The organism is Aeromonas sp. R7-4, from assembly GCF_040908055.1.
GTDB classification, from domain to species: domain Bacteria; phylum Pseudomonadota; class Gammaproteobacteria; order Enterobacterales; family Aeromonadaceae; genus Aeromonas; species Aeromonas sanarellii.
On sequence record NZ_JBFODA010000001.1, the window covers coordinates 1 to 21978 of the forward strand.

The following is a 21978-nucleotide window of genomic DNA, read 5'->3' on the forward strand; positions in this document are numbered from 1 at the left end:
TCTTTACCGGTTAGTGTGCTGATATGGCTCAGTCGGTAGAGCGCATCCTTGGTAAGGATGAGGTCCCCAGTTCGATTCTGGGTATCAGCACCATTAAATAAAAAAGCCTCCCAATCGGGAGGCTTTTTTGTATCCGCCTTTCTCAGTTCGCCGATATCTGCCTGGCATCCAGATAGAAACGGGGCTGTCCCGATGCCTCTATCTGGATGGCTGCCACCAGCCGCTCGTTGCGCCTGTATTCCCACAGCCGCGCTATTGGCGGCATGGCTGGCTGGTTGATGCCCAGCGTCTGCAGATACTCGTGAAACAAGCTTGCGCTGCCGATCTCGGTCAATCCTGCTTTCATCCCGGTGCACTCCTTTCCTCGTTGCCCTTGATCAAGGCTATCAGCCCCATATGTCTTCTGAGTGACCACTTTTCTATTAAATTGATCCGAGCTAAGTTGTGGATTGGCAAAGGCAATCGGTCTTTCGAAGGGGAAAAGAATGCTGATAAAGAATGTGCGTCTGGCCGGCAGGGAGGGGGTATGGCAGATCCTCTGTCAGGATGGTCTGATCCGGACCATGGCGCCAATGAGCCAGATGCTCCTCTCGACCCGGGAGCTGGATGGGGAGGGGGGGCTGGTGATGGCTCCCTTTATCGAACCTCACATTCACCTCGATACCACCCAGACGGCGGGTGAGCCGAGCTGGAATCTCTCCGGCACCCTGTTCGAGGGGATAGAGCGCTGGGCCGAGCGCAAGGCGTTGCTCACCCATGAGGATGTGAAGCGGCGCGCCATCCAGACGCTGAAGTGGCAGATTGCCAACGGCATCCAGTTCGTTCGTACCCACGTGGATGTATCCGACCCCAATCTGGTGGCCCTGAAGGCCATGTTGGAAGTGCGAGAGGAGATGAAAGAGTGGGTGGAGCTGCAGATCGTGGCCTTCCCCCAGGAGGGGATCCTCTCCTACCCCAACGGCAAGGCGCTGCTGGAGGAGGCGCTCAAGCTGGGTGCCGACGTGATTGGCGCCATCCCCCATTTCGAGTTCACCCGGGAATATGGGGTCGAAAGTCTGCACTATGTCTTCGATCTTGCAGAGAAGTATCAGGTTCTGGTGGATGTGCACTGCGACGAGATCGACGACGAGCAGTCCCGCTTTATCGAGACGCTGGCAACCCTGGCTTACGAGCGCGGCATCGGCCATAGAGTCACCGCCAGCCACACCACCGCCATGCACTCCTACAACGGGGCCTATGCCTCCCGCCTGTTTCGGCTGCTGAGGATGGCGGACATCAATTTCGTCGCCAATCCGCTGGTGAACATCCATTTGCAGGGGCGCTTCGACAGCTATCCCAAGCGCCGCGGCATCACCCGGGTGAAGGAGATGCTGGAGGCAAACATCAACGTCTGCTTCGGCCACGACGACGTGTTCGATCCCTGGTATCCCATGGGGACGGCCAACATGTTGCAGGTGCTGCACATGGGGCTGCATGTCTGCCAGATCATGGGTTACGAGCAGATCAATGACAGCCTCAAGCTGATCAGTTGCCACAGTGCCCGCACCCTGAACGTGCAGGATCGCTACGGCATCGAAATAGGAAAACCGGCCAACCTGCTGATCCTGCCCGCGGAAAGCGGCTTCGATGCGGTGCGCCGCCAGGTGCCGGTGCGCTACTCCATTCGCCACGGCAAGGTGATCGCCGAAACCCGCCCGGCCCAGACGTCACTCCATTTGGCACGGAGCGAGCCGATCGACTTTCGTCGCTGAGGCGGGCCGACCGCGCCGATTAATTGCCCGGCTGTCCCCGACGGCCGGCATTTTGCATAATAGCGACCCGATACTATTGGAGCCTTTTCCATGCAAACCTGGTTATTTGTTGCGGCCGGTGGCGCCATCGGCGCCTGCCTGCGTTTTGGCATCGCCGAGCTGATGGCCTGGCTGCTGGGACGCCACTTCCCCTATGGCACCCTGGTGGTCAACGTGGTGGGGTCCTTCATCATGGGGGTGGCCTATGCCCTCATCAGCCATGGTCACGTGGTGGAACACCCGATGAAGCCGCTGCTCATGGTGGGCATCCTCGGTGCCCTGACCACCTTCTCCTCCTTCGCCCTGGATACAGTGGTGCTGGCCCAGCACGGTGCCTACGTCAAGGCGCTGCTCAATATCGGCCTCAATCTGTTCCTCTGCCTGGCCATGGTCGTGCTGGGGATGCAATTGGTGGCGAGCCGGGTTTGAGGTGTCCGGACGCTGGCGGCTCTGGTAAACTGGCGGCCATTCTTTGCTCTATGGGTATTTGAGGGATGTCGGAACAGACTAGTACTACGCATTTTGGCTATAAAACCGTGGCCGCGACCGAGAAGGAAACCCTGGTCGCCGGTGTCTTCCATTCGGTGGCAGCCAAGTATGATCTGATGAACGATCTGATGTCGTTCGGCATTCACCGCCTGTGGAAGCGCTTCACCATCGACTGTTCCGGCGTGCGCAAGGGCCAGAAGGTGCTGGATCTGGCCGGCGGCACCGGCGATCTGACCGCCAAGTTCTCCCGCATCGTGGGCGAGACCGGTCAGGTGGTACTGGCAGACATCAACGACTCCATGCTCAAGGTGGGTCGTGACAAGCTGCGCAACCTGGGAGTGGCCAACAATGTCTCCTATGTGCAGGCCAATGCCGAGGCGCTCCCCTTCCCGGACAACCACTTCGACGTCATCACCATCGGCTTCGGCCTTCGCAACGTCACCGACAAGGACAAGGCGCTCGCCTCCATGTTTCGGGTGCTCAAGCCGGGCGGTCGCCTGCTGGTGCTGGAGTTCTCCAAGCCGGAGAGCGAAGTGATCGCCAAGCTCTATGACCTCTACTCCTTCAAACTGTTGCCGAAAATGGGCGAAATCGTCGCGAATGACGGGGAAAGCTACCAGTATCTGGCAGAGTCCATCCGCATGCACCCGGATCAGCAGACCCTGGCGGGCATGATGGAGCAGGTCGGGTTCGAGCAGGTAGAGTTCTACAACCTGACCCAGGGTGTGGTCGCCCTGCACCGCGGTTACAAGTTTTAAGGTCGCCTATGCCGATGGATGCCATGGTCACCGCAGTGATCGAAACCAGCCTCAACCAGTTGCTGTCCCTCGACAAGCGGAGTCCGGAGCGGCTGCGCAAACTGGCGGGCAGGGTGCTCAAGCTGGAGCTGCGCGAGCTCAAGCCGCTCTGGTTTGTCTTCTCCGAGCGCCGGCTGGATGTGCTGGCCCGTTATGAGGGGGAGGCCGATGCGGTCCTGAGCCTGTCGCTCACCGCTCTCGGTCTGCTCAAGGACCCGTCTGCCCTGACTCGCTACATTCGCGAGGAGAAGCTGGATCTGAGCGGCGATCCCCAGCTGGTGCAGGCGTTCAGCACCCTGCTGGGGGAGCTGGACATCGACTGGGAAGAGGAGCTCTCCCGCTACACCGGCGACGTGCTGGCCCACACCCTGTGTGGCGGTGCCCGTCAGGCCCGCCGTCTGGTGGGGCGCGAGCTGTGCCGCAGCCAGCGACAGCTGGCGGAATACCTGACCGAGGAGGCGCGACTCGCCCCCGGCCCGCTGGAAGTGGCAAGCTTCAACGACGACGTCGAGGTGCTGGCCCAGCAGATGAAGGCGGTCGAGTTGCGGCTGGCCCGCCTCGAGCAACAGGTGAGCTGATGACCCCGAAGGAGTTCAAACGCCTCTATCGCATCGTCAGCATCCTGCTGGAGCAGGGCATCGACGAGCTGGTGCCTGCCCGCTACCAGCCCTGGCCGGGCCGTCTGGCCCGTCGCAGCCTGTTCTGGCTCAAGAACAAGCAGCCGGACCTCAGCCGTGGTGCCCGCATCCGCCTCGCTTTCGAGGCCCTGGGCCCCATCTTCATCAAATTCGGCCAGATGCTCTCTACCCGCCGCGATCTGCTGCCACCGGACATCGCCGAGGAGCTGGCGCTGCTGCAGGACAGGGTGCCCCCCTTCTGTGGCCAGGCTGCCCGTCGCCAGATAGAGGCGAGCCTGGGATGCCCCATCGAGACCCTGTTCGATGACTTCGACGAGACGCCGCTGGCGTCGGCCTCCATCGCCCAGGTGCACACCGCCCGGCTGAAGGAAAATGGCCGCGAGATCGTCATCAAGGTGATCCGCCCCGACATCGAGCCCGTCATCGACGCCGACCTGCGCCTGATGCAGGCTCTGGCCCGCCTGGTGGCCCGCTTCGTGCCCCAGAGCGCCCGGCTGCGTCCCGTCGAGGTGGTGGAGGAGTATCGCAAGACCATACTCGACGAGCTGAACCTGATGCGGGAGGCGGCCAACGCCATCCAGCTGCGCCGCAACTTCACCGGCTCGGAGGCGCTCTATGTGCCCGAGGTGTACACGGATCACTGCCGTGAACAGGTGCTGGTGATGGAGCGCATCTACGGCATCCCGGTGTCCGACATCGAAGCCCTCGAGGCGAATGGTACCAATATGAAGCTGCTGGCCGAACGCGGGGTGGAGGTCTTCTTCACCCAGGTGTTTCGCGACAGCTTCTTCCACGCCGACATGCACCCGGGCAACATCTTCGTCTCCTATGAACACCCTGAAAACCCGCTCTGGATCGGCATCGACTGCGGCATCGTCGGCACCCTGAACCGGGAAGACAAGCGCTACCTGGCGGAGAACTTCCTCGCCTTCTTCAACCGAGACTACCAGCGGGTCGCCCAGCTGCACGTGGAGTCAGGCTGGGTGCCGCCCGATACCAAGGTGGACGAGTTCGAGTTCGCCATCCGCACCGTGCTGGAGCCCATCTTCGAGAAGCCGCTCTCCGAGATCTCCTTCGGCCACGTGCTGCTGAACCTGTTCAACACCGCCCGCCGCTTCAACATGCAGGTACAGCCGCAGTTGGTGCTGCTGCAGAAGACCCTGCTCTATGTGGAGGGGCTGGGGCGCCAGCTCTATCCCCAGCTGGACTTGTGGCAGACCGCCAAGCCCTATCTGGAAAACTGGATGCACCAGCAGGTCGGCCCCAAGGCGGTGTGGAATGCCATCAGGGAGAAGGCGCCGTTCTGGGCGGAGAAGCTGCCGGAGCTGCCGGAGCTGGTCTACGAGACCCTGCGCCAGGCCCGTCACCAGCAGCATCACTTCGACCAGATGTTCGCCGATTTCCGTCGCCACAGCCGTCGCCAGGGGCAGGCCCGCTACCTCTTAGGGGTTGGAGCCAGCCTGCTGCTCGCGGGTGTATTCTTGCTGACCCAGAAACAACACATTGAGTGGGGACAAATCAGCCTCGCCGGCGCCGGGTTATGCTGGCTGCTGGGTTGGTTGCGAGCCCGTTCCCATTAAACACACTGCGCCATCGGGCGCCTATCCGGAGAGAAAGTCATGGGTGGTATCAGTATTTGGCAGTTGTTGATCATCGCAGTCATCGTCGTGCTGTTGTTTGGCACCAAGAAGCTGCGCGGTATCGGCGGCGATCTGGGCGCGGCGGTCAAGGGGTTCAAGAAGGCGCTCTCCGATGAGCCGGGCGAGGTGAAGCCGGAGCAGAAGGACGCCGAGTTCCCGCCGAAGCAGCTCAACGAAACGGCCAGCCAGAGCGGCGATCCCGCCAAGCAGAAAGACAAAGACCAGGCCTAAGCCATGTTCGACATCGGTTTTTGGGAGCTGGTCGTCATCGGCGTGGTGGCGCTGGTTGTGCTGGGGCCGGAGCGGCTGCCGGTCGCGATCCGCACCGCCAGCCACTGGATCAGGCTGATCCGCAGTACCGCCAACTCGGTCAAGAGCGAGCTGGAGCAGGAGCTCAAGCTGCAGGAGCTGCACAACGATCTGAAGAAGGCGGAGCGGTTGCAGATGAACAACCTGAGCCCAGAGCTGCAGGAGTCCATCGAACAGCTCAAGGCGGCGGCCCAGTCGGTGAATCGCCCCTATCAGGCGGAGAACGAGATCCGTCCGCCTCAGGAGACCGCCCCTCAGGCTGAGCCGGTTACCCCGGTCGCAGTGCCCGCGACCCCAGAGGGGCTACCGGTCAACAGCCAGCGAGAGAGGGCGCCTGAGACCGCCAGCGAGTCCGCGGTCAAAGGGGAGGTGAAGCCATGAGCCAGGCCGAGCAACCCCTCATCAGCCATCTGGTGGAGCTGAGAACCCGTCTGCTGCGGTCGGTCGTGGCCATACTGCTGGTGTTCATCGCGCTGATCTACTTCTCCAACGACATCTACGACTTCGTGGCCCAGCCGCTGCTCAGCCAGCTGCCGGCAGGCACCAGCATGATAGCGACGGATGTGGCGACCCCCTTCATCACGCCCATCAAGCTGACCCTGATGGTCTCCTTCTTCGTGGCGATCCCCTATCTGCTGTATCAGGCCTGGGCCTTCATCGCCCCCGGTCTGTACCAGCACGAGCGCCGTCTGATCCTGCCCCTGGTGGCCTCCAGCGCGGTGCTCTTCTACGCGGGGATGGCGTTCGCTTACTACGTGGTGTTCCCCCTGGTGTTCGGCTTCTTCACCAGTACCGCCCCCGCCGGGGTGACGGTGGCGACCGACATCGCGAGTTACCTGGACTTCGTGCTGACCCTGTTCTTCGCGTTCGGGGTGGCGTTCGAGATCCCGGTGGCCACCATACTGCTGTGCTGGACCGGGATCACCACCCCCAAGAGCCTGAAGGAGAAGCGCCCCTACGTCATCGTCGGGGTCTTCGTGGTCGGCATGCTGTTGACGCCGCCGGATGTCTTCTCCCAGACCCTGCTCGCGATCCCCATGTGGGGCCTGTGGGAGATAGGCCTGTTCTTCGCCCGCTTCTACGTGAAGAAAGAAGACGAGCAGGATCAGGAACAACCGGAAGAGGGGAGCTGAGGCTCCCTTCCTCTTTTCATGCCCCCCTTCGAGGCGTATGGTAAGGCCCCATCGAGTAGATGGTTTTCAAATACCTGATATGCATCTCTTTTGTTCGGAACCCATGAGCCCATGATCGACATCGGTTTGAACCTGACCAGCAGCCAGTTTGCCGGCGAGCAGGCCGACCTAGTGGCCCGCGCCCGTGCCGCCGGGGTGGAGGCGCTGATCCTGACCGGCACCGATCTGGCCGGCAGCCAGGCCAGCGCGGAGCTGGCCACCCAGTGGCCGGGCTACTGCTTCTCCACCGCCGGGGTGCATCCCCACGATGCCAAGGGCGTCGATGAGGCCACCCTGCCCGCCTTGCGCGAGCTGGCGGCCCTGCCCCAGGTGGTGGCCATCGGCGAGTGCGGTCTCGACTACAACCGCGACTTCTCCCCCCGTCCGGTGCAGGACGCGGTGTTCGATGCCCAGCTGGCCCTGGCCGCCGAGCTCGGGATGCCGGTTTTCCTGCACTGCCGGGACGCCCACGCCCGTTTCACCGAGATCCTGCGCCCCTGGCTGCCCCGCCTGCCGGGGGCCGTGCTGCACTGCTTCACCGGCACCGACGCCGAGCTGGACCAGTGCCTGGCGCTCGGGCTGCACATAGGGGTGACCGGCTGGCTCTGTGACGAGCGCCGTGGCCAGCTGCTGCGCGAGCAGGTGGCCCGCATCCCGGCCGGACGCCTGATGATAGAGACGGACGCCCCCTATCTGGTGCCGCGGGATCTGAAGCCCAGGCCCAAACGCAACGAACCCGCTTTCTTGCCGCACATCGCCCAGGTGGTGGCGGCCTGCCGTGGTGAAGCGCCCGAGGCCTTGCTGGCCCATACCCGGGCCACCTCCGCCGCATTCTTCCAACTTCCGCTTTTGGAGTGATTCATGGCCACAACTCTTCCGGGGGCCTTCCCGGGCCGTCGTCTGCGCCGGGTGCGCAAACATGATTTCAGCCGCCGTCTGGTGCGCGAGCATACGCTGACCGTCGACGATCTCATCTATCCGGTGTTCGTGCTGGAGGGGGAAGGGCAGCGTGAGGCCGTCGCCTCCATGCCTGGGGTGGATCGCCTCTCCATCGATCTGCTGCTCGAAGAGGCCGCCGAACTGGTCGCCTTGGGCGTGCCGGCAGTGGCCCTGTTCCCGGTGACACCGCTGGCGCGCAAGAGCCTGATGGCGGAAGAGGCCTACAACCCGGATGCCCTGGCCCAGCGGGCGACCCGTGCCCTCAAGGCCCGCTTCCCCGAGCTCGGGGTTATCACGGACGTGGCGCTTGATCCCTTCACCACCCACGGTCAGGACGGCATCATCGACGATGAAGGCTATGTGATGAACGACATCACCACCGAGATCCTGGTGAAGCAGGCGCTTTCCCACGCCGCTGCGGGTGCCGATATCGTCGCGCCGTCCGACATGATGGACGGTCGTATCGGTGCCATCCGGGCTGCGCTGGAGGAGAACGGCTTCGTCAACGTCCAGATCATGGCCTACTCCGCCAAGTACGCCTCCCACTACTACGGCCCGTTCCGCGATGCCGTGGGCTCCGCCGCCAACCTCGGCAAGAGCAACAAGGCCACCTACCAGATGGACCCGGGCAACGGCGACGAGGCCCTGCACGAGGTGGCCCTCGACATCGCCGAAGGGGCCGACAGCGTCATGGTCAAGCCGGGCATGCCCTATCTGGACGTGATCCGCCGGGTCAAGGATCAGTTCGGGGTGCCCACCTTCGCCTATCAGGTGAGCGGCGAGTACGCCATGCACATGGCCGCCATCCAGAACGGCTGGCTGAAGGAGAGGGAGTGCGTGCTGGAGTCCCTGCTCTGCTTCAAGCGGGCCGGTGCCGACGGCATCCTCACCTACTTCGCCAAGCGGGTCGCCCAGTGGTTGCTGGAAGACGCCCGGCGCTGATCATGTGGCGTGACTGAGCGGACAATGCCGGCCCCGGGGCCGGCATTGTCGTCTCTGGCGGACGAGTAGGTGATTTTGTGAGCGGTTTTCCTCAAAAAGTGGGCAAGAGCCCGTCTCTTGGCGGCAAAGGCTTGATAAATGGGGTTTCTGCCTACATCTTAGATGGTCCAAGCAAGCTTCTGGACGGCAGGGGCTGCAGAGCATTTAGAGGTACCGCAGATGACTAACCCTTTGCTGACAATGGACTCGCTGCCTCCCTTCAGCCAGATCCAGCCCGATCAGGTGCAACCTGCCGTGACGCAGGCCATCGCCGATTGCAAACAGAAGATTGAGGACGTGCTGGCCCAGAAGGAACCCCACACCTGGGACAGCCTGATCGCGCCGCTGGAAGAGGTCAATGACCGCCTCTCCCGGATCTGGTCGCCCGTCAGCCACCTCAACGCCGTACTCAACAGCGAGGCGCTGCGGGCGGCTCACGACGCCTGCCTGCCACTGCTCTCCGAATTCCAGACCTATGTCGGCCAGCATGAAGGCCTCTATCAGGCCTATCTGGCGCTGTCCGAGAGCGACGACTTCCCGCGGCTGGACGATGCCCAGCGCAAGGAGATCCAGAACACCCTGCGCGACTTCCGCCTCTCCGGCATCGGTCTGCCCGCCGAGGCGCAGCAGCGCTACGGCGAGATCCAGGCCCGCCTCTCCGAGCTGGCCTCCCGGTTCAGCAACAACGTGCTGGACGCGACCCAGGGCTGGAGCAAGCTGGTGACCGACGAGGCCGAACTGGCCGGGCTGCCGCAGAGCGCACAGGCCGCCGCCCGCCAGTTGGCCGAACTGAAGGGCAAGGAGGGGTGGCTGTTCACCCTGGACATCCCCTCCTACCTGCCGGTCATGATGTACGCCGACAACCGCGCCCTGCGCGCCGAGCTGTACGAGGCCTTCACCACCCGCGCCTCCGACCAGGGACCGAACGCCGGCAAGTGGGACAACTCCGCCATCATGACCGAGCTGCTCGCCCTGCGCCGCGAGCTGGCCCGGCTGCTGGGCTTTGCCAACTATGCCGAGCTGTCGCTCGCCACCAAGATGGCGGACAAGCCCGAGCAGGTGGTGACCTTCCTCACGGATCTCGCGGCCAAGTCCCTGCCGCAAGGCAAGGCGGAGCTCGAAGAGATCCGCGCCTTCGCCGCCGAACAGCACGGTCAGACCGAGCTGGCGGCCTGGGATCTCGCCTATTACGCCGAGAAGCTCAAGCAGCACAAGTTCGCCATCTCCGACGAGCAGCTGCGCCCCTACTTCCCCGCCGGCAAGGTGGTGAAGGGGCTGTTCGAGGTGGTCAGGCGGGTGTTCGGCATGAAGGTGCGCGAGCGCCTCGGCATCGACACCTGGCACCCGGACGTGCGCTTCTACGACATCTTCGACGCCGATGACGAGCTGCGTGGCAGCTTCTACCTCGACCTCTACGCCCGCGAGCACAAGCAGGGGGGAGCCTGGATGGACGTCTGCCTCGGTCGTCGCTACCGTCAGGACGGCTCGCTGCAAAAGCCGGTGGCCTACCTGACCTGCAACTTCAACGGCCCGGTGGATGGCAAGCCGGCCCTGTTCACCCATAACGAGGTGGTCACCCTGTTCCACGAGTTCGGCCACGGCATTCACCACATGCTGACCCGGGTCGACGTGGCCGGGGTGGCCGGCATCAACGGCGTGGCCTGGGACGCGGTGGAGCTGCCGAGCCAGTTCCTCGAGAACTGGTGCTGGGAGTCCGAGGCCCTGGCCTTCATCTCCGGTCATCATGAAACAGGGGAGCCGCTGCCCGCGGATCTGCTGGAGAAGATGATGACGGCCCGCAACTTCCAGGCGGCCATGCAGATGCTGCGCCAGCTGGAGTTCGCCCTGTTCGACTTCCGCCTGCACCAGGAGTTTGACCCGGCCAGCCAGGACCAGATCCCGGCGCTGCTGGCACAGGTGCGCAGCCAGGTGGCGGTGATGACGCCCCCCGCGTTCAACCGCTTCCAGCACAGCTTCTCCCACATCTTCGCCGGCGGCTATGCGGCGGGCTACTACAGCTACAAGTGGGCCGAGGTGCTCTCCGCCGACGCCTTCTCCCGCTTCGAGGAGGAGGGGATCTTCAACCCGGTCACCGGCCAGTCCTTCCTGAAGCACATTCTCGAGAAGGGGGGCTCGAAGGAGCCGATGGAGCTGTTCCGCGCCTTCCGTGGCCGTGAGCCCCAGGTGGATGCCCTGCTGCGCCACAGCGGCATCGCGGCCTGAGTGGCCTTCAGCTTGCCGGACGGGGCAGGGGCGGCGGGCCCCTGCTGCCCGCCGATCCGGTGAGTTTCAAGCAGGTACATATTTGCGGCATAGTGGGATCAAAACGTGATTTTTGAGAGAAAAAGGGACCTTTTGGTCCCTTTTCCCAAGGCTTTTTAATATCTTGCAGAGTGCATGTTTGCACTGTCCCCGCCTCTTCAGTAGAGTCGGGTTCTACCTTGCCGGGAGAGAAAGAACCTTGCCATGAGGCGAGCACTCGAGTCTGTCTATCAAATCATCTCCAGCCTGTCTCATTCGAGTGGTCAGGGATATTTCGATACCTTTGTGAGTGAAATCGCCAACGCGGTCGGGGCTGACTTCGTCCTGGTGTCGGGCAAGGATCAGGCCGGGCTGTTTTTTACCGTGCACGCCGCCTATCCCGCCTCCCTCGACATCAACTCCTACAGCTTTCCCCTCGCCAGCACCCCGGGCGAAATTGCCATGCAACAGGGGGAGGCCTGGTTTTGCGATCGCACCCGGCAGCTCTTCCCCCACGCGGCCGTGCTGGAACGCTGCGAGGTCAGGGCCTATGCCGGCATCGCGCTGAAGAGCGCCGAAGGGGAGACCATAGGGCTGTGCAGCGTCATGTTCAAACGGGCCATGCCCAGGATGGACAAGATCATGGGGCTGCTGCGCCTGCTGGCCCCCCTCGCCGGTCGCGAGCTGGCGCTGATGTATCAGCAGGAACGCCAGAGCGGGCCGGCCCAGGCGGACAACCCGGACCATCCCCACTTCCTGGACACCATGATGTCCCACGCCCCCGTGGGGATTGGCAAGCTGGATCTGGCGGGGCATATCCTCTGGGTCAACCCGGCCATCGAGAAGATGCTGGGCTACAGCCAGGAGGAGCTGCTGCGGCTCACGGTCGCCGAGATCAACCACCCGGACGACTGGCGGACCAGCATTCCGCTCTACGACGCCCTCAAGCGGGGAGAGCGTCCCGCGTTTACCCAGGAGAAGCGCTACCTGCACCGGGATGGTTCCGTACTCTGGGGGCGGGTGACGGTGACCCTGATCCGCAACGAGCAGATGCATCCCGACTACCTGATGGTGGTGCTGGAGAACATCGACCCCATCCGACGCCATGCCGAGCAGCTCAAGCTCTCCCACCGGGTCTATGACAACCTCTCCGAGGCCATCCTGGTGTGCGACGCCGACAGCCGCATCATCTCGGTGAACCCGGCGTTCGAGAAGATCACCGGCTACAGCGAGGAGGAGGCCTGCGGCCAGCGGCCCAGCATGCTCAAGTCCGGGCTGCACGATCAGACCTTCTACGCGGACATGTACCACGCCCTGGAGCGGGTGGGGATCTGGCGCGGCGAGGTGTGGAACAAGCGCAAGAACGGCAAGCTCTATCCCCAGCAGCTGATGATCAGCGCCGTGCGGGAAGGGGGCAGGATCAGCCAGTACATCGCCATCTTCAGCGATCTCTCCCAGACCAAGCTGGCGGAGCAGAAGATCGCGGCCCAGGCGAACTACGACAACCTCACCGGGCTGCCGAACCGCTGGCTGTTCGGCCGCTGCCTCACCCGCTTCTGCGAGCGGGGCGAGCGCTTCGCCCTGATGGTGCTGGATCTCAACAACTTCAAGGCGGTCAACAACAGCATGGATCACCACGTCGGTGACGCCCTGCTGAAGGAGGTGTCGGATCGGCTGGTGAGCCGGGTGCGCACCGAGGATCTGGTGGCCCGCATCGGGGGCGACGAGTTTGCCTTCCTGGTGCCCGGCATCGTCAACCGGCGCCAGGCCGAGGTGTTTGCCAAGCAGGTGATCGGCGGCTTCGCCCGCCCCTTCATGCTGGCCAACCAGCACCTCTATGTGACGGCCACCATGGGCATCACCCTCTGCCCCAACGATGGCGGCGACAGCGACGAGCTGCTGCGCAATGCCGAGCAGGCCCTGTTCGTCGCCAAGCGGCATGGCCGTCCCCTGGGCACCTACAACGCCTCCATGCGGGAAGAGGTGAGCCAGCGCCACCAGATGCAGCGCGATCTGGCGGAGGCCATCAAGCTGGGGCAGCTGACCATGGCCTATCAGCCCATCTGGGACAATCGCAGCGGCCGGGTCGCCAAGCTGGAGGCCCTGGTGCGCTGGTACCACCCCCACTGGGGTCAGGTCTCGCCGGCGGACTTCATTCCGCTGGCGGAGGAGGCGGGGCTCATCCAGGGGCTGGGGGCCCTGGTGCTGTGGCAGTCGTGCCGGGATCTGGCGCGGTTGCAGCAGTCCGGTTTCCCGGATCTGCAGATGTCCATCAATCGCTCCACCCTGGAGTTCCAGACGATCGATCCGGAGGCGAACGAGTGGCTCAGAGTGATCCGTCACTTCAACCTGGACCCGGCGGACATCATCATCGAAATCACCGAGTCCCTGCTGATGGAGACCAGCGATCAGCACAGGGTGCGGATCGATGCCCTGCGCGAGGCGGGCTGCAAGCTGGCCATCGACGACTTCGGCACCGGCTACTCGGCCCTCAACTACCTGCGCACCTTCCCGGTGGATCTGGTGAAGATCGACCGCTCCTTCGTGCGCCACATCCCCTTCAACGAGCAGGACAGGCTGCTGCTCGACGGCATCATCAACATAGTGCACAACCTCGGCATGCAGGTGGTGATCGAGGGGGTGGAGACCCGGGAGCAGCTGAACTTCCTCTGCCTGAAGGGCTGTGCCTTCACCCAGGGCTACCTGCTCAGCCGTCCGCTGCCCTATGACGATCTGGTGGAGTACCTGGGCCTCAACCGTCAGGGGATGAACCTGACCACGGTGAGCTGATCTCCCGCTTCTGCTATCATGCCGGCTCCTGCGCCGTGATGAGTCCGTGTTATGCCCCATATTCAGGTTTTCAGTGAAGTCCCCGCCCGCGATGGCGAGCTCGACGCCCTGCGGCTGCGGCTGGCCGGGGTGGAGTTTCCGGCCCCCTTCGCGCTGGTGCTGACCGAGGCACGGCTGGAGCTGCGCAAGCTGGACGAGCCCAAGCTGGGGGCCGTCTATGTGGACTTCATCGAAGGGGCTGTGGCCCATCGCCGCAAGTTCGGCGGGGGGCGCGGCCAGTCCATCGCCAAGGCGGTGGGGTTGAAGTCGGGGGCCATGCCGACCGTGGTGGACGCCACCGCCGGGCTCGGCCGTGACGCCTTCGTGCTCGCCTCCCTCGGCTGCAGGGTGACCCTGATCGAGCGCAGCCCCGTGGTGGCGGCCCTGCTGCAGGACGGCCTGGCGCGGGCGGGCCAGGATCCCGAGATAGGCCCCTGGGTGCGCGAGCGGATGCACCTGCTGCACGGGCCGGCGGTGGAGACCCTGCTGGCGCTGACCGAACGGCCCGACGTCATCTACCTGGATCCCATGTTCCCCCACAAGCAGAAGTCGGCCCTGGTGAAGAAAGAGATGCGGGTGTTCCAGTCCCTGGTGGGGGCGGATCTGGACGCCGACGCCCTGCTGCCGGCGGCGCTCAGGATGGCGGAGAAACGGGTGGTGGTGAAGCGGCCGGACTACGCGGGATGGCTCAACGAGCAGAAGCCGAGCATGGCCATCGAGACCAAGAGCAACCGCTTCGACGTCTATGTGATGGCGGCGCTGGCGGCGGGCTGAATCGAGCGCGCTTGAGTCAAGGTGTCAGATAGCAAGAGGGCCCGCGCTGCGGGCCCTCTTTCGTTGTTCGCACTCGGCGGCTAGAAGCGGATCCGCTTCTCTTCCCCCTGCCAGAGCAGCTCCAGACTCGCCATATCCGCCAGGCTGAGGCGCTCGCCGCCTTGCAATAGCAGGTACTCGACGCCTTCTCTGGCCTCGATGGTGCGGATCCTGTCTGCCCACTGGCGGCCATCCCGACCGGTGAGGGTGACCGGCAGCTGCCAGCGGGCAGCGATCTCGAGCCAGTCGTAGAGGTCGCAACTGATGGGTTGATACCCTGTCATGGTGCTTCTCCTACCTCGGCCCCAGGCCTGTCACTGGAAATTGATGCTGGTGGTCGGGGCCGTCACCGGCTGCGCCTTCAGCACCTGCTCCAGCTGCAGCGGGTCGCCGGCCAGCTCGGGATCATCCTCGTCGCCGTTGCAGACCAGCACCATGTCGTAGCTGCCGAGGTTGACGAAGCCCAGCTCGTAGCCGTAACCACCACCCGTCAGGGGAACGACGGGGGCGCTGGCGTAGAAGCCGTTGTCGAGGTCGGCCATGTCGGGATAGGCGTCATCCCCCACAGGGCGCAGTTCGTCGTAGAAGTAGACGAAGGCCTTGTCGGTGAGCTGGCCGCCGCAAAGCCCTGCCGCCACCGTGCCCCTGACGGTGGCGACCTCGGTGTTGTTCACCAGTCGCACCCCTCTGGGCTTGAGCTTGTAATGCTCCTCGTGGCCCGGCAGCACCATGGAGTGGCGCAGGTCGAACTCTGTGGTGAAGGCGCTGAGGCCGTTGGCGGCGATGGTGAAGGCATCCAGCTTCAGCTCGTTGCTCGGCACCTCCAGCGGCTTGATCACGCCGTCATCCTGCAGGACGTAGGAGTAGGGTGTGCCATCCGGGAATTGATTGCCTGCATCCCGGCCATCCAGGATCCGCAGCCGCATCTGGCTGTAGTCGCCGGGGACCACGCTCTGGCTGGCCAGCAGGGGGCGGCTGCTGGAGCCCGGGTATTTCAGCAGATCGATATAGGTGAACAGGGGGTGGCCTGAGGCGTCCAGAGGGATGATCTCTCCCGTCGGCGTGCAGCCATCGTCCTGGGCAGACGTCAGGAAGCTGGCGGTGGTCCAGGCCAGCTCGCTCCCCGAGACGGGGTGGATGCTGATGTTGGAGACGGCGATGCAGACCTTGCTGACCGAATCCACCGGGGCATCGGAGAAGGCCAGGGACATCTCGGCATTCTGCTGGCTGTTGTCGTCACTGCCGCCACCGCAGGCGGTCAGCAGGGCAGTCAGGGCTATCAGGGGTAAATGTTTCATGGTTTCCGTTCCTGTGAGAGAGACAACTCAACTCTAGCCGAGCCGCTGGCACAGGCTAGATGGCGGGAGGGGGCGAAGAACCGGAATCGGGTTGAAAGTACAATAAAATCAACGATGAGGCGTTGAATGGCGCCAGTGATGGCTGCGAAAGGGATTGTCGGAACGGGCGGGAAAAGAAGCGAAGCGGGCGCAGGGCGCCCGTTCAGGCTTCCAGCAGGCGGGTGGACCAGCCCATCTTCTGCTGGCGCTCCACTTCCAGGCGCAGCTCGCTGGCCCTCAGGTAGTGCTCGTCCAGCCAGCCCCTGGGCAGGGTCAGGGTCAGGGCATCCTCATCGGCCTGCAGCATGAACTGGGGCACTGTACCCTGGGTGCGGCGCATGCAGAGGATCAGGGAGATGCGCAGGATGCGGGCCAGCCGGATCGCCTGGCGAGCCGTCACGGCGCCCTGTTTCTCCAGCGGCTCCAGCTTGAAGTCGTCCCGCTGGTTGAGCAGCAGGGCCGACAGCAGCTTCTTCTGGGCCGGGGTGAAGCCCGGCATGTCGATGTTGTCGATGATGTAGGCGGCGTGTTGCGGCGCCTTCTTGTACTCGATGCAGAGCCCGATCTCGTGCAGCAGGGCCGCGTAGCGCAGGATCGGGCGACCGTAGCGCTTGGAGAGGCGCCAGGCCGGCTGCAGCTGGGTGAAAGCCTGGATGGCGGTGTCGCGCACCCGCTCGGCGTGTTCCTTGTCCAGCTGGTAGCGGCTGATCAGGCTGTCGGCGGTGCGATCCCGGGCGTCACAGTCGTGATTGTTGCCGAGCAGACCGTAGATCAGCCCCTCGCGCAGCGCCCCACCCGCCAGCGTCATGCTCTCGATGCCGAGGGTCTCGAAGATGGCGATCAGGATGGCGAGTCCGGAGGGGAACACGGTCAGCCGCTCGGCGGCCAATCCTTCCAGCCGCAGTTGATCCAGCCTGCCGCAGGCGATGGCCTGACCCATAAGCTCCTGCAGTTTCGGCAACGTGACCCGCTCGCTCTTCCCCTGGGCCAGCATGATCTCCTGCAGCGCCTGGACGGTGCCGGAGGCGCCGACGCAGGTGCGCCAGCCGAGGGCGCGGTAATCTTCCGCTACCTTCTCCAGTACCGCCTTGGCGCCGGTGATGGCCTGCTCGAAGCGGGTCTCGGAGAGCTCGCCGTCACCGAAGTGGTTGTTGAGCCAGGTGACGCAGCCCATGTGCAGGCTGTTGAGCAGCTTGGCTTCGCTCTGCTCGCCGATCACCAGCTCGGTGCTGGCGCCGCCGATGTCGATCACCAGCCGGTTGCCTTCTCCGGCCGAGGTCCAGGAGACCCCCTCGTAGATGGTCTTGGCCTCTTCCTCGCCCGAGATGATCTCGATGCTGTGGTTGAGCACCCGTTCCGCTTCGCTCAGGAACTCGTCGACGTTGGTGGCCAGGCGCAGGGTGGCGGTGCCGACGACCCGGATGTTGTCGGACGGGATGTCCTGCAACTGCTCGGAGAAGAGGCGCAGACAGTCCCAGCCCCGCTCCATGGCGGCGCGATTGAGGCGGAAGTCGGCATCCAGGCCGGCGGCGAGGCGAACCTTGCGCTTGACCTTGGTGACGGTGCGCAGGGCGCCGGCGACCTCGCGCACCACCAGCATGTGAAAGCTGTTGGATCCGAGGTCGATGGCGGCATAGAGAGGCGAGTTGTGCAACTTGGCCAGTCCCTCAGTTCTTGCGGGGCGGACGGCGGCGGTTGTTGCTGTTGCCGCCACCCTGGCGATCCCGCATGTTGCGGTTCACCGGCTGACGGTTGCGGAACACCCGTTTCGGGGCGGTCACGTCATCCAGCAGCGCCTCGCGGTCGTACTTGCTGACCGGGATGGGGTGGTGGATGTACTCCTCGATGGCCGGCAGGTTGAAGGCATAGTCTTCACAGGCCAGGCTGATGGAGTGACCGCTCTTGCCGGCGCGGCCGGTACGGCCGATGCGGTGGACATAGTCCTCGGCGTCGTCGGGCAGGTCGTAGTTGAAGACGTGGGTCACGTCCGGGATGTGCAGACCGCGGGCGGCCACGTCGGTGGCGACCAGGATGTCCAGCTGACCCTTGGTGAACTCGTCCAGGATCTTCATCCGTTTCTTCTGGGGCACGTCGCCAGTTAGCAGGCCGACGCGGTGGCCGTCGTTCTCCAGCCAGGCGTGAACGTCTTCACAGACGTGCTTGGTGTTGGCGAAGACGATGGCCTTCTCCGGCCACTCCTCTTCCATCAGGGAGAGCAGCAGCAACATCTTGTCTTCGTTGGAGGGGTAGAAGAGCTCCTCCTTGATGCGCACGCCCGTCATCTGCTCCGGCTCGACCTGCACGTGTTCCGGGTGGTTCATGTGCTCGTAGGCCAGCTCCTGCACCCGCAGGGAGAGGGTGGCGGAGAACAGCATGCTCAGACGCTCGGTGGCGGGGGGCATGCGGCGGAACAGGAAGCGGATGTCCTTGATGAAGCCGAGATCGAACATGCGATCCGCTTCGTCCAGTACCACGACCTGGATGTTGCCGAGATCGATGACCTTGGACTTGAAGTAGTCGATGATGCGGCCAGTGGTGCCGATCAGGATGTCGACGCCCTGCTCCAGCACGGCCAGCTGCTTGTCGTAACCTTCGCCGCCGTAGGCGAGGCCGAGTTTGAGACCGGTCGAGGCGGACATGCTTTCCGCGTCGTTATAGATCTGGACCGCCAGCTCCCGGGTCGGGGCCATGATGATGGCGCGTGGCTGGTTGACGAGGCGCGGCCTGGTCAGCGGGTGGGTCAGCAGATAGTTGAAGGTCGCCGCCAGGAAAGCCAGGGTTTTGCCGGTTCCCGTCTGAGCCTGGCCGGCGAGGTCATGACCTTCTACCAGCAGCGGCAGGGAGAGCGCCTGGATGGGCGTGCAATAGTGAAATCCCTTTGATTCCAGACCAGCCAGAACTTCGGGTTCGAGGCCCATTTGGGCGAATTTTTCGGTCGTTAGATGTGTTTTGCTCATGGCGGTAGGTTATCAGGTTAGGCTTGCAATAATAAACAGGATCATTTCAAATAGGGCAACTATTGCCTTTGTTGATCCGTCAATAAAGCCTTAATTACTGACTGGAGTTGGAGATGAGTGACAAGATTGTTCAGCTGAGCGATGCCAGCTTCGAGGCTGATGTAATCAAAGCCGACAGCCCCGTTCTGGTAGATTTCTGGGCTGAATGGTGCGGTCCGTGCAAGATGATTGCCCCCATCCTGAACGAAGTCGCCCAAGAATATGCCGGTCGCGTGACCGTGGCGAAATTGAATATCGATCATAACGCCGACACGCCGCCCAAATACGGCATTCGCGGCATCCCGACCCTGCTGCTGTTCAAGAATGGCGAAGTGGCAGCGACCAAGGTCGGCGCCCTGTCCAAGACTCAGCTGAAAGAGTTCCTGGACGGCAACCTGTAATAATCAAGAAAGGAGCGCATTGCAATAATGCGCTCCTTGTGTTTTATCACCTAGACGCTCATCCCGATTGGTGCTAGTTTATCGCTCGTTTGCTAACCTTTTTGCCTGACTCTTTGCTTCACAAGCCTGGCAAGTCAAATCCGATCAGCATCAATCCAGCAGACTGTCTCCTCATTTCAATCCTTGCTTACAGACTTTCACCACTATGAATCTGACTGAACTTAAGAACACTCCTGTGTCCGAGCTGGTACAGCTTGGCGAATCCATGGGGTTGGAAAATCTGGCTCGGGCGCACAAGAAAGACATCATCTTCGCGATCCTCAAGGCGCACGCCAAGGGTGGTGAGGATATCTTTGGCGACGGTGTGCTGGAAATCCTGACCGATGGCTTCGGTTTCCTGCGTAGTGCAGACGGCTCCTACCTGGCCGGCCCGGACGACATCTACGTCTCCCCGAGCCAGATCCGCCGCTTCAACCTGCGCACCGGCGACACCATCTCCGGCAAGATCCGGCCACCGAAAGAGGGCGAGCGCTACTTCGCCCTGCTCAAGGTCAACGACGTCAACTACGACCGTCCGGAAAACTCCCGCAACAAGATCCTGTTCGAAAACCTGACCCCGCTGCACGCCAACGAGCGTCTGCGCATGGAGCGCGGCAACGGCTCCACCGAAGACATCACCGCCCGGGTGCTGGATCTGGCGTCTCCCATCGGCAAGGGCCAGCGCGGCCTGATCGTCGCACCGCCCAAGGCCGGTAAGACCATGCTGCTGCAGAACATCGCCCAGAGCATCGCCTACAACCACCCGGATTGTGAGCTGATCGTCCTGCTGATCGACGAGCGTCCGGAAGAAGTGACCGAGATGCAGCGCATGGTCAAGGGTGAGGTGATCGCCTCCACCTTCGACGAGCCGGCCTCCCGTCATGTCCAGGTCGCCGAGATGGTGATCGAGAAGGCCAAGCGCCTGGTCGAGCACAAGAAGGATGTGGTCATCCTGCTGGACTCCATCACCCGTCTGGCCCGTGCCTACAACACCGTCATCCCCTCCTCCGGCAAGGTACTGACCGGTGGTGTGGATGCGAACGCCCTGCACAGACCCAAGCGCTTCTTCGGCGCGGCCCGCAACGTCGAGGAAGGCGGCAGCCTGACCATCATCGCCACCGCGCTGATCGACACCGGCTCCAAGATGGATGAAGTCATCTACGAAGAGTTCAAGGGTACCGGCAACATGGAGCTGCACCTCTCGCGCAAGATCGCCGAGAAGCGCACCTACCCGGCCATCGACATCACCCGCTCCGGCACCCGCAAGGAAGAGCTGCTGACCGCGCCGGACGAGCTGCAGAAGATGTGGATACTGCGCAAGATCATCCACCCCATGGGGGAGATCGACAGCATCGAGTTCCTGATCGACAAGCTGTCTGCGACCAAGACCAACGACGAGTTCTTCGACTCCATGAAGCGTCAGCAGAAGTAACCCGTCGAAGAATGACAAAACCGCGGCCCAGGTCGCGGTTTTTGTTTATCTATTTGCCGGGGCCCTTAGTACTATGGGGCCAGGATGCCACAAGGCTGGATGTCACAAGGATGGAGACGTCATGAAGCTGATTTTCTTGCTATGGATCGGGTGGCTGCTGGCCGCCGTTCCCGTGCAGGCCGACTCCCCCCCGCAGCCGAGGGCGCCGCTGGTGGCGGATGAGGGGCTGCAGGGCCATCTCGATTATCTGGACCAGCGACTGGTGCTGGGGCAGTTCGCCGCCATGGACTCCCTGCTCGAGACCCTAGCCCTGGGCCAGCGCGAATACCTGCTGTACCAGCTGCTGAGCGGCCTCAAGTCGGCGGACGCGCCGACGCCCGAGTTGCTGGCCTGGGTCCGCAGCCAAGCCGCCAAGGCGCCGCAGTGGCTGGTGGAGGGGGAGGTGGACGGTTTCCTGATCCAGCTGCCCGCCTACGACTTCGCCGCCGAGGCGCGGCTGGTGCTGAGCCACTGGCAGCAACTCGCCTGGCAGGACAACTACCGCCAACTGCTGGCGCAGGACGGCTTCGACTTCAAGCAGATCTACTACAGCCGCAATCCCGAGCTGGCCCGTCAGCAACAGGTGCTGCTGGCTGTGCTCGACGCGCAGCCGGCGACCGTGCTCAGGCGCGAGGCTCACAAGCTGGCCCCCCTCAACATCTTCCTGCCGGACAACCGGCTGCTGCTGCACCTCATCGAGCGCACCGGCGAGCCCGCCCTCTATCGGAAGCTGTGGCGCCAGCCGGTGGATCACGACAGCCTGGCGGCCCTGCGCACCATTCCCCGCTTCCACGATGGCCAGGAGGCGAGCGATCTGCTGATCGCCGCCAGCCACAATGGCCGCCTGATGGTGCCCGCCCTGCAGCAGCTCAGCCGGCTCTCGCCCCTGCCGGACGGGGCCCGCCAGTACCTGCTGGCGGAGCTCGGCAAGCAGCAATACAGCGGGCTGGTGGCCGGCCTGCTGCTGCAACTGGACGAACCCCGGCTGCTGGCCCAGCTGGCGGACCGGCTCACTCACCAGGAGCGGCGCCACGCCGCGTCCGTCATGCGGCCCGATACGGGTACACCGGATGCCCGGCCGGGGTTATAATGCCCC

21 protein-coding genes and 1 tRNA gene are annotated in these 21978 nt (G+C 63.5%); 17 read left to right on the plus strand and 5 right to left on the minus strand.

Features of this window, described 5'->3' with window-relative positions; all coding sequences use genetic code 11:
* Positions 1-17: 17 nt before the first annotated feature.
* Positions 18-93, plus strand: a tRNA-Thr gene (locus tag AB5Y72_RS00005).
* Between the two features lie 49 nt (positions 94-142).
* Here AB5Y72_RS00005 and AB5Y72_RS00010 read toward each other — a convergent pair.
* Complete coding sequence (locus AB5Y72_RS00010; protein ID WP_216991356.1) at positions 143-346, minus strand: hypothetical protein; 204 nt, start codon at positions 344-346, stop codon at positions 143-145.
* A 139-nt stretch (positions 347-485) separates the two neighbouring features.
* Between AB5Y72_RS00010 and AB5Y72_RS00015 the strand changes: the two genes are divergently transcribed.
* The 13 genes from AB5Y72_RS00015 to AB5Y72_RS00075 all read left to right on the plus strand — a co-directional run bounded on the left by AB5Y72_RS00015 (position 486) and on the right by AB5Y72_RS00075 (position 14599).
* Positions 486-1751: a cytosine deaminase gene (locus tag AB5Y72_RS00015; RefSeq protein ID WP_042079223.1), complete on the plus strand. Its 1266-nt coding sequence runs from the start codon at positions 486-488 to the stop codon at positions 1749-1751.
* 90 nt (positions 1752-1841) lie between these two features.
* Entirely contained in the window at positions 1842-2219 is a 378-nt protein-coding gene (crcB, locus tag AB5Y72_RS00020; RefSeq protein ID WP_042079222.1) for a fluoride efflux transporter CrcB, read from the plus strand.
* A gap of 65 nt (positions 2220-2284) precedes the next feature.
* Entirely contained in the window at positions 2285-3037 is a 753-nt protein-coding gene (gene ubiE, locus AB5Y72_RS00025; RefSeq protein ID WP_042079221.1) for a bifunctional demethylmenaquinone methyltransferase/2-methoxy-6-polyprenyl-1,4-benzoquinol methylase UbiE, read from the plus strand.
* 8 nt (positions 3038-3045) lie between these two features.
* Entirely contained in the window at positions 3046-3654 is a 609-nt protein-coding gene (locus tag AB5Y72_RS00030) for an SCP2 domain-containing protein (RefSeq protein ID WP_042079220.1), read from the plus strand.
* Positions 3654-5294: a ubiquinone biosynthesis regulatory protein kinase UbiB gene (gene ubiB, locus AB5Y72_RS00035; RefSeq protein ID WP_042079219.1), complete on the plus strand. Its 1641-nt coding sequence runs from the start codon at positions 3654-3656 to the stop codon at positions 5292-5294. Before AB5Y72_RS00030 ends, ubiB begins: the two co-directional genes overlap by 1 nt.
* Positions 5295-5333: 39 nt before the next feature.
* Complete coding sequence (gene tatA / locus AB5Y72_RS00040) at positions 5334-5585, plus strand: Sec-independent protein translocase subunit TatA (RefSeq protein WP_042079218.1); 252 nt, start codon at positions 5334-5336, stop codon at positions 5583-5585.
* A gap of 3 nt (positions 5586-5588) precedes the next feature.
* On the plus strand, positions 5589-6044 hold the full coding sequence (gene tatB, locus AB5Y72_RS00045) for a Sec-independent protein translocase protein TatB (RefSeq protein ID WP_325783616.1): 456 nt from the start codon (positions 5589-5591) through the stop codon (positions 6042-6044).
* A complete protein-coding gene (gene tatC / locus AB5Y72_RS00050; protein WP_042079216.1) occupies positions 6041-6796 on the plus strand; it encodes a twin-arginine translocase subunit TatC in 756 nt (251 codons plus the stop codon). Before tatB ends, tatC begins: the two co-directional genes overlap by 4 nt.
* 111 nt (positions 6797-6907) lie before the next feature.
* The gene (locus AB5Y72_RS00055) at positions 6908-7693 is read left to right on the plus strand and encodes a TatD family hydrolase (protein WP_325783615.1); all 786 of its coding nucleotides are present in this window, start codon (positions 6908-6910) and stop codon (positions 7691-7693) included.
* 3 nt (positions 7694-7696) lie between these two features.
* Positions 7697-8716 (plus strand): porphobilinogen synthase, encoded by a 1020-nt coding sequence (gene hemB / locus AB5Y72_RS00060; protein WP_216991350.1) that lies wholly within the window; start codon positions 7697-7699, stop codon positions 8714-8716.
* A gap of 219 nt (positions 8717-8935) precedes the next feature.
* Complete coding sequence (gene prlC / locus AB5Y72_RS00065; RefSeq protein ID WP_042079213.1) at positions 8936-10978, plus strand: oligopeptidase A; 2043 nt, start codon at positions 8936-8938, stop codon at positions 10976-10978.
* Between the two features lie 243 nt (positions 10979-11221).
* The gene (locus AB5Y72_RS00070; protein ID WP_042079212.1) at positions 11222-13786 is read left to right on the plus strand and encodes an EAL domain-containing protein; all 2565 of its coding nucleotides are present in this window, start codon (positions 11222-11224) and stop codon (positions 13784-13786) included.
* Between the two features lie 60 nt (positions 13787-13846).
* Positions 13847-14599 (plus strand): class I SAM-dependent methyltransferase, encoded by a 753-nt coding sequence (locus tag AB5Y72_RS00075; protein ID WP_368198400.1) that lies wholly within the window; start codon positions 13847-13849, stop codon positions 14597-14599.
* An 80-nt stretch (positions 14600-14679) separates the two neighbouring features.
* On the opposite strand, the gene AB5Y72_RS00080 is transcribed toward AB5Y72_RS00075, so the two are convergent.
* The 4 genes from AB5Y72_RS00080 to rhlB form a co-directional block, all read right to left on the minus strand.
* Complete coding sequence (locus AB5Y72_RS00080; protein ID WP_042079211.1) at positions 14680-14922, minus strand: Rho-binding antiterminator; 243 nt, start codon at positions 14920-14922, stop codon at positions 14680-14682.
* 30 nt (positions 14923-14952) lie between these two features.
* Entirely contained in the window at positions 14953-15936 is a 984-nt protein-coding gene (locus AB5Y72_RS00085) for a DUF4382 domain-containing protein (RefSeq protein ID WP_042079210.1), read from the minus strand.
* A gap of 202 nt (positions 15937-16138) precedes the next feature.
* Positions 16139-17629, minus strand: a complete 1491-nt coding sequence (gppA, locus tag AB5Y72_RS00090) for a guanosine-5'-triphosphate,3'-diphosphate diphosphatase (protein WP_042079209.1) — start codon at positions 17627-17629, stop codon at positions 16139-16141.
* Between the two features lie 13 nt (positions 17630-17642).
* Complete coding sequence (rhlB, locus tag AB5Y72_RS00095; protein ID WP_042079208.1) at positions 17643-18932, minus strand: ATP-dependent RNA helicase RhlB; 1290 nt, start codon at positions 18930-18932, stop codon at positions 17643-17645.
* Positions 18933-19045: 113 nt separating this feature from the next.
* On the opposite strand from rhlB, the gene trxA reads away from it, so the two are divergent.
* From trxA to AB5Y72_RS00110, 3 genes are all read left to right on the plus strand, one after another.
* Positions 19046-19372: a thioredoxin TrxA gene (gene trxA, locus AB5Y72_RS00100; protein WP_025328829.1), complete on the plus strand. Its 327-nt coding sequence runs from the start codon at positions 19046-19048 to the stop codon at positions 19370-19372.
* Positions 19373-19577: 205 nt separating this feature from the next.
* Positions 19578-20843 (plus strand): transcription termination factor Rho, encoded by a 1266-nt coding sequence (gene rho, locus AB5Y72_RS00105; RefSeq protein WP_042079206.1) that lies wholly within the window; start codon positions 19578-19580, stop codon positions 20841-20843.
* A gap of 121 nt (positions 20844-20964) precedes the next feature.
* A complete protein-coding gene (locus AB5Y72_RS00110) occupies positions 20965-21972 on the plus strand; it encodes a hypothetical protein (protein ID WP_368198393.1) in 1008 nt (335 codons plus the stop codon).
* Positions 21973-21978 lie beyond the last annotated feature (6 nt).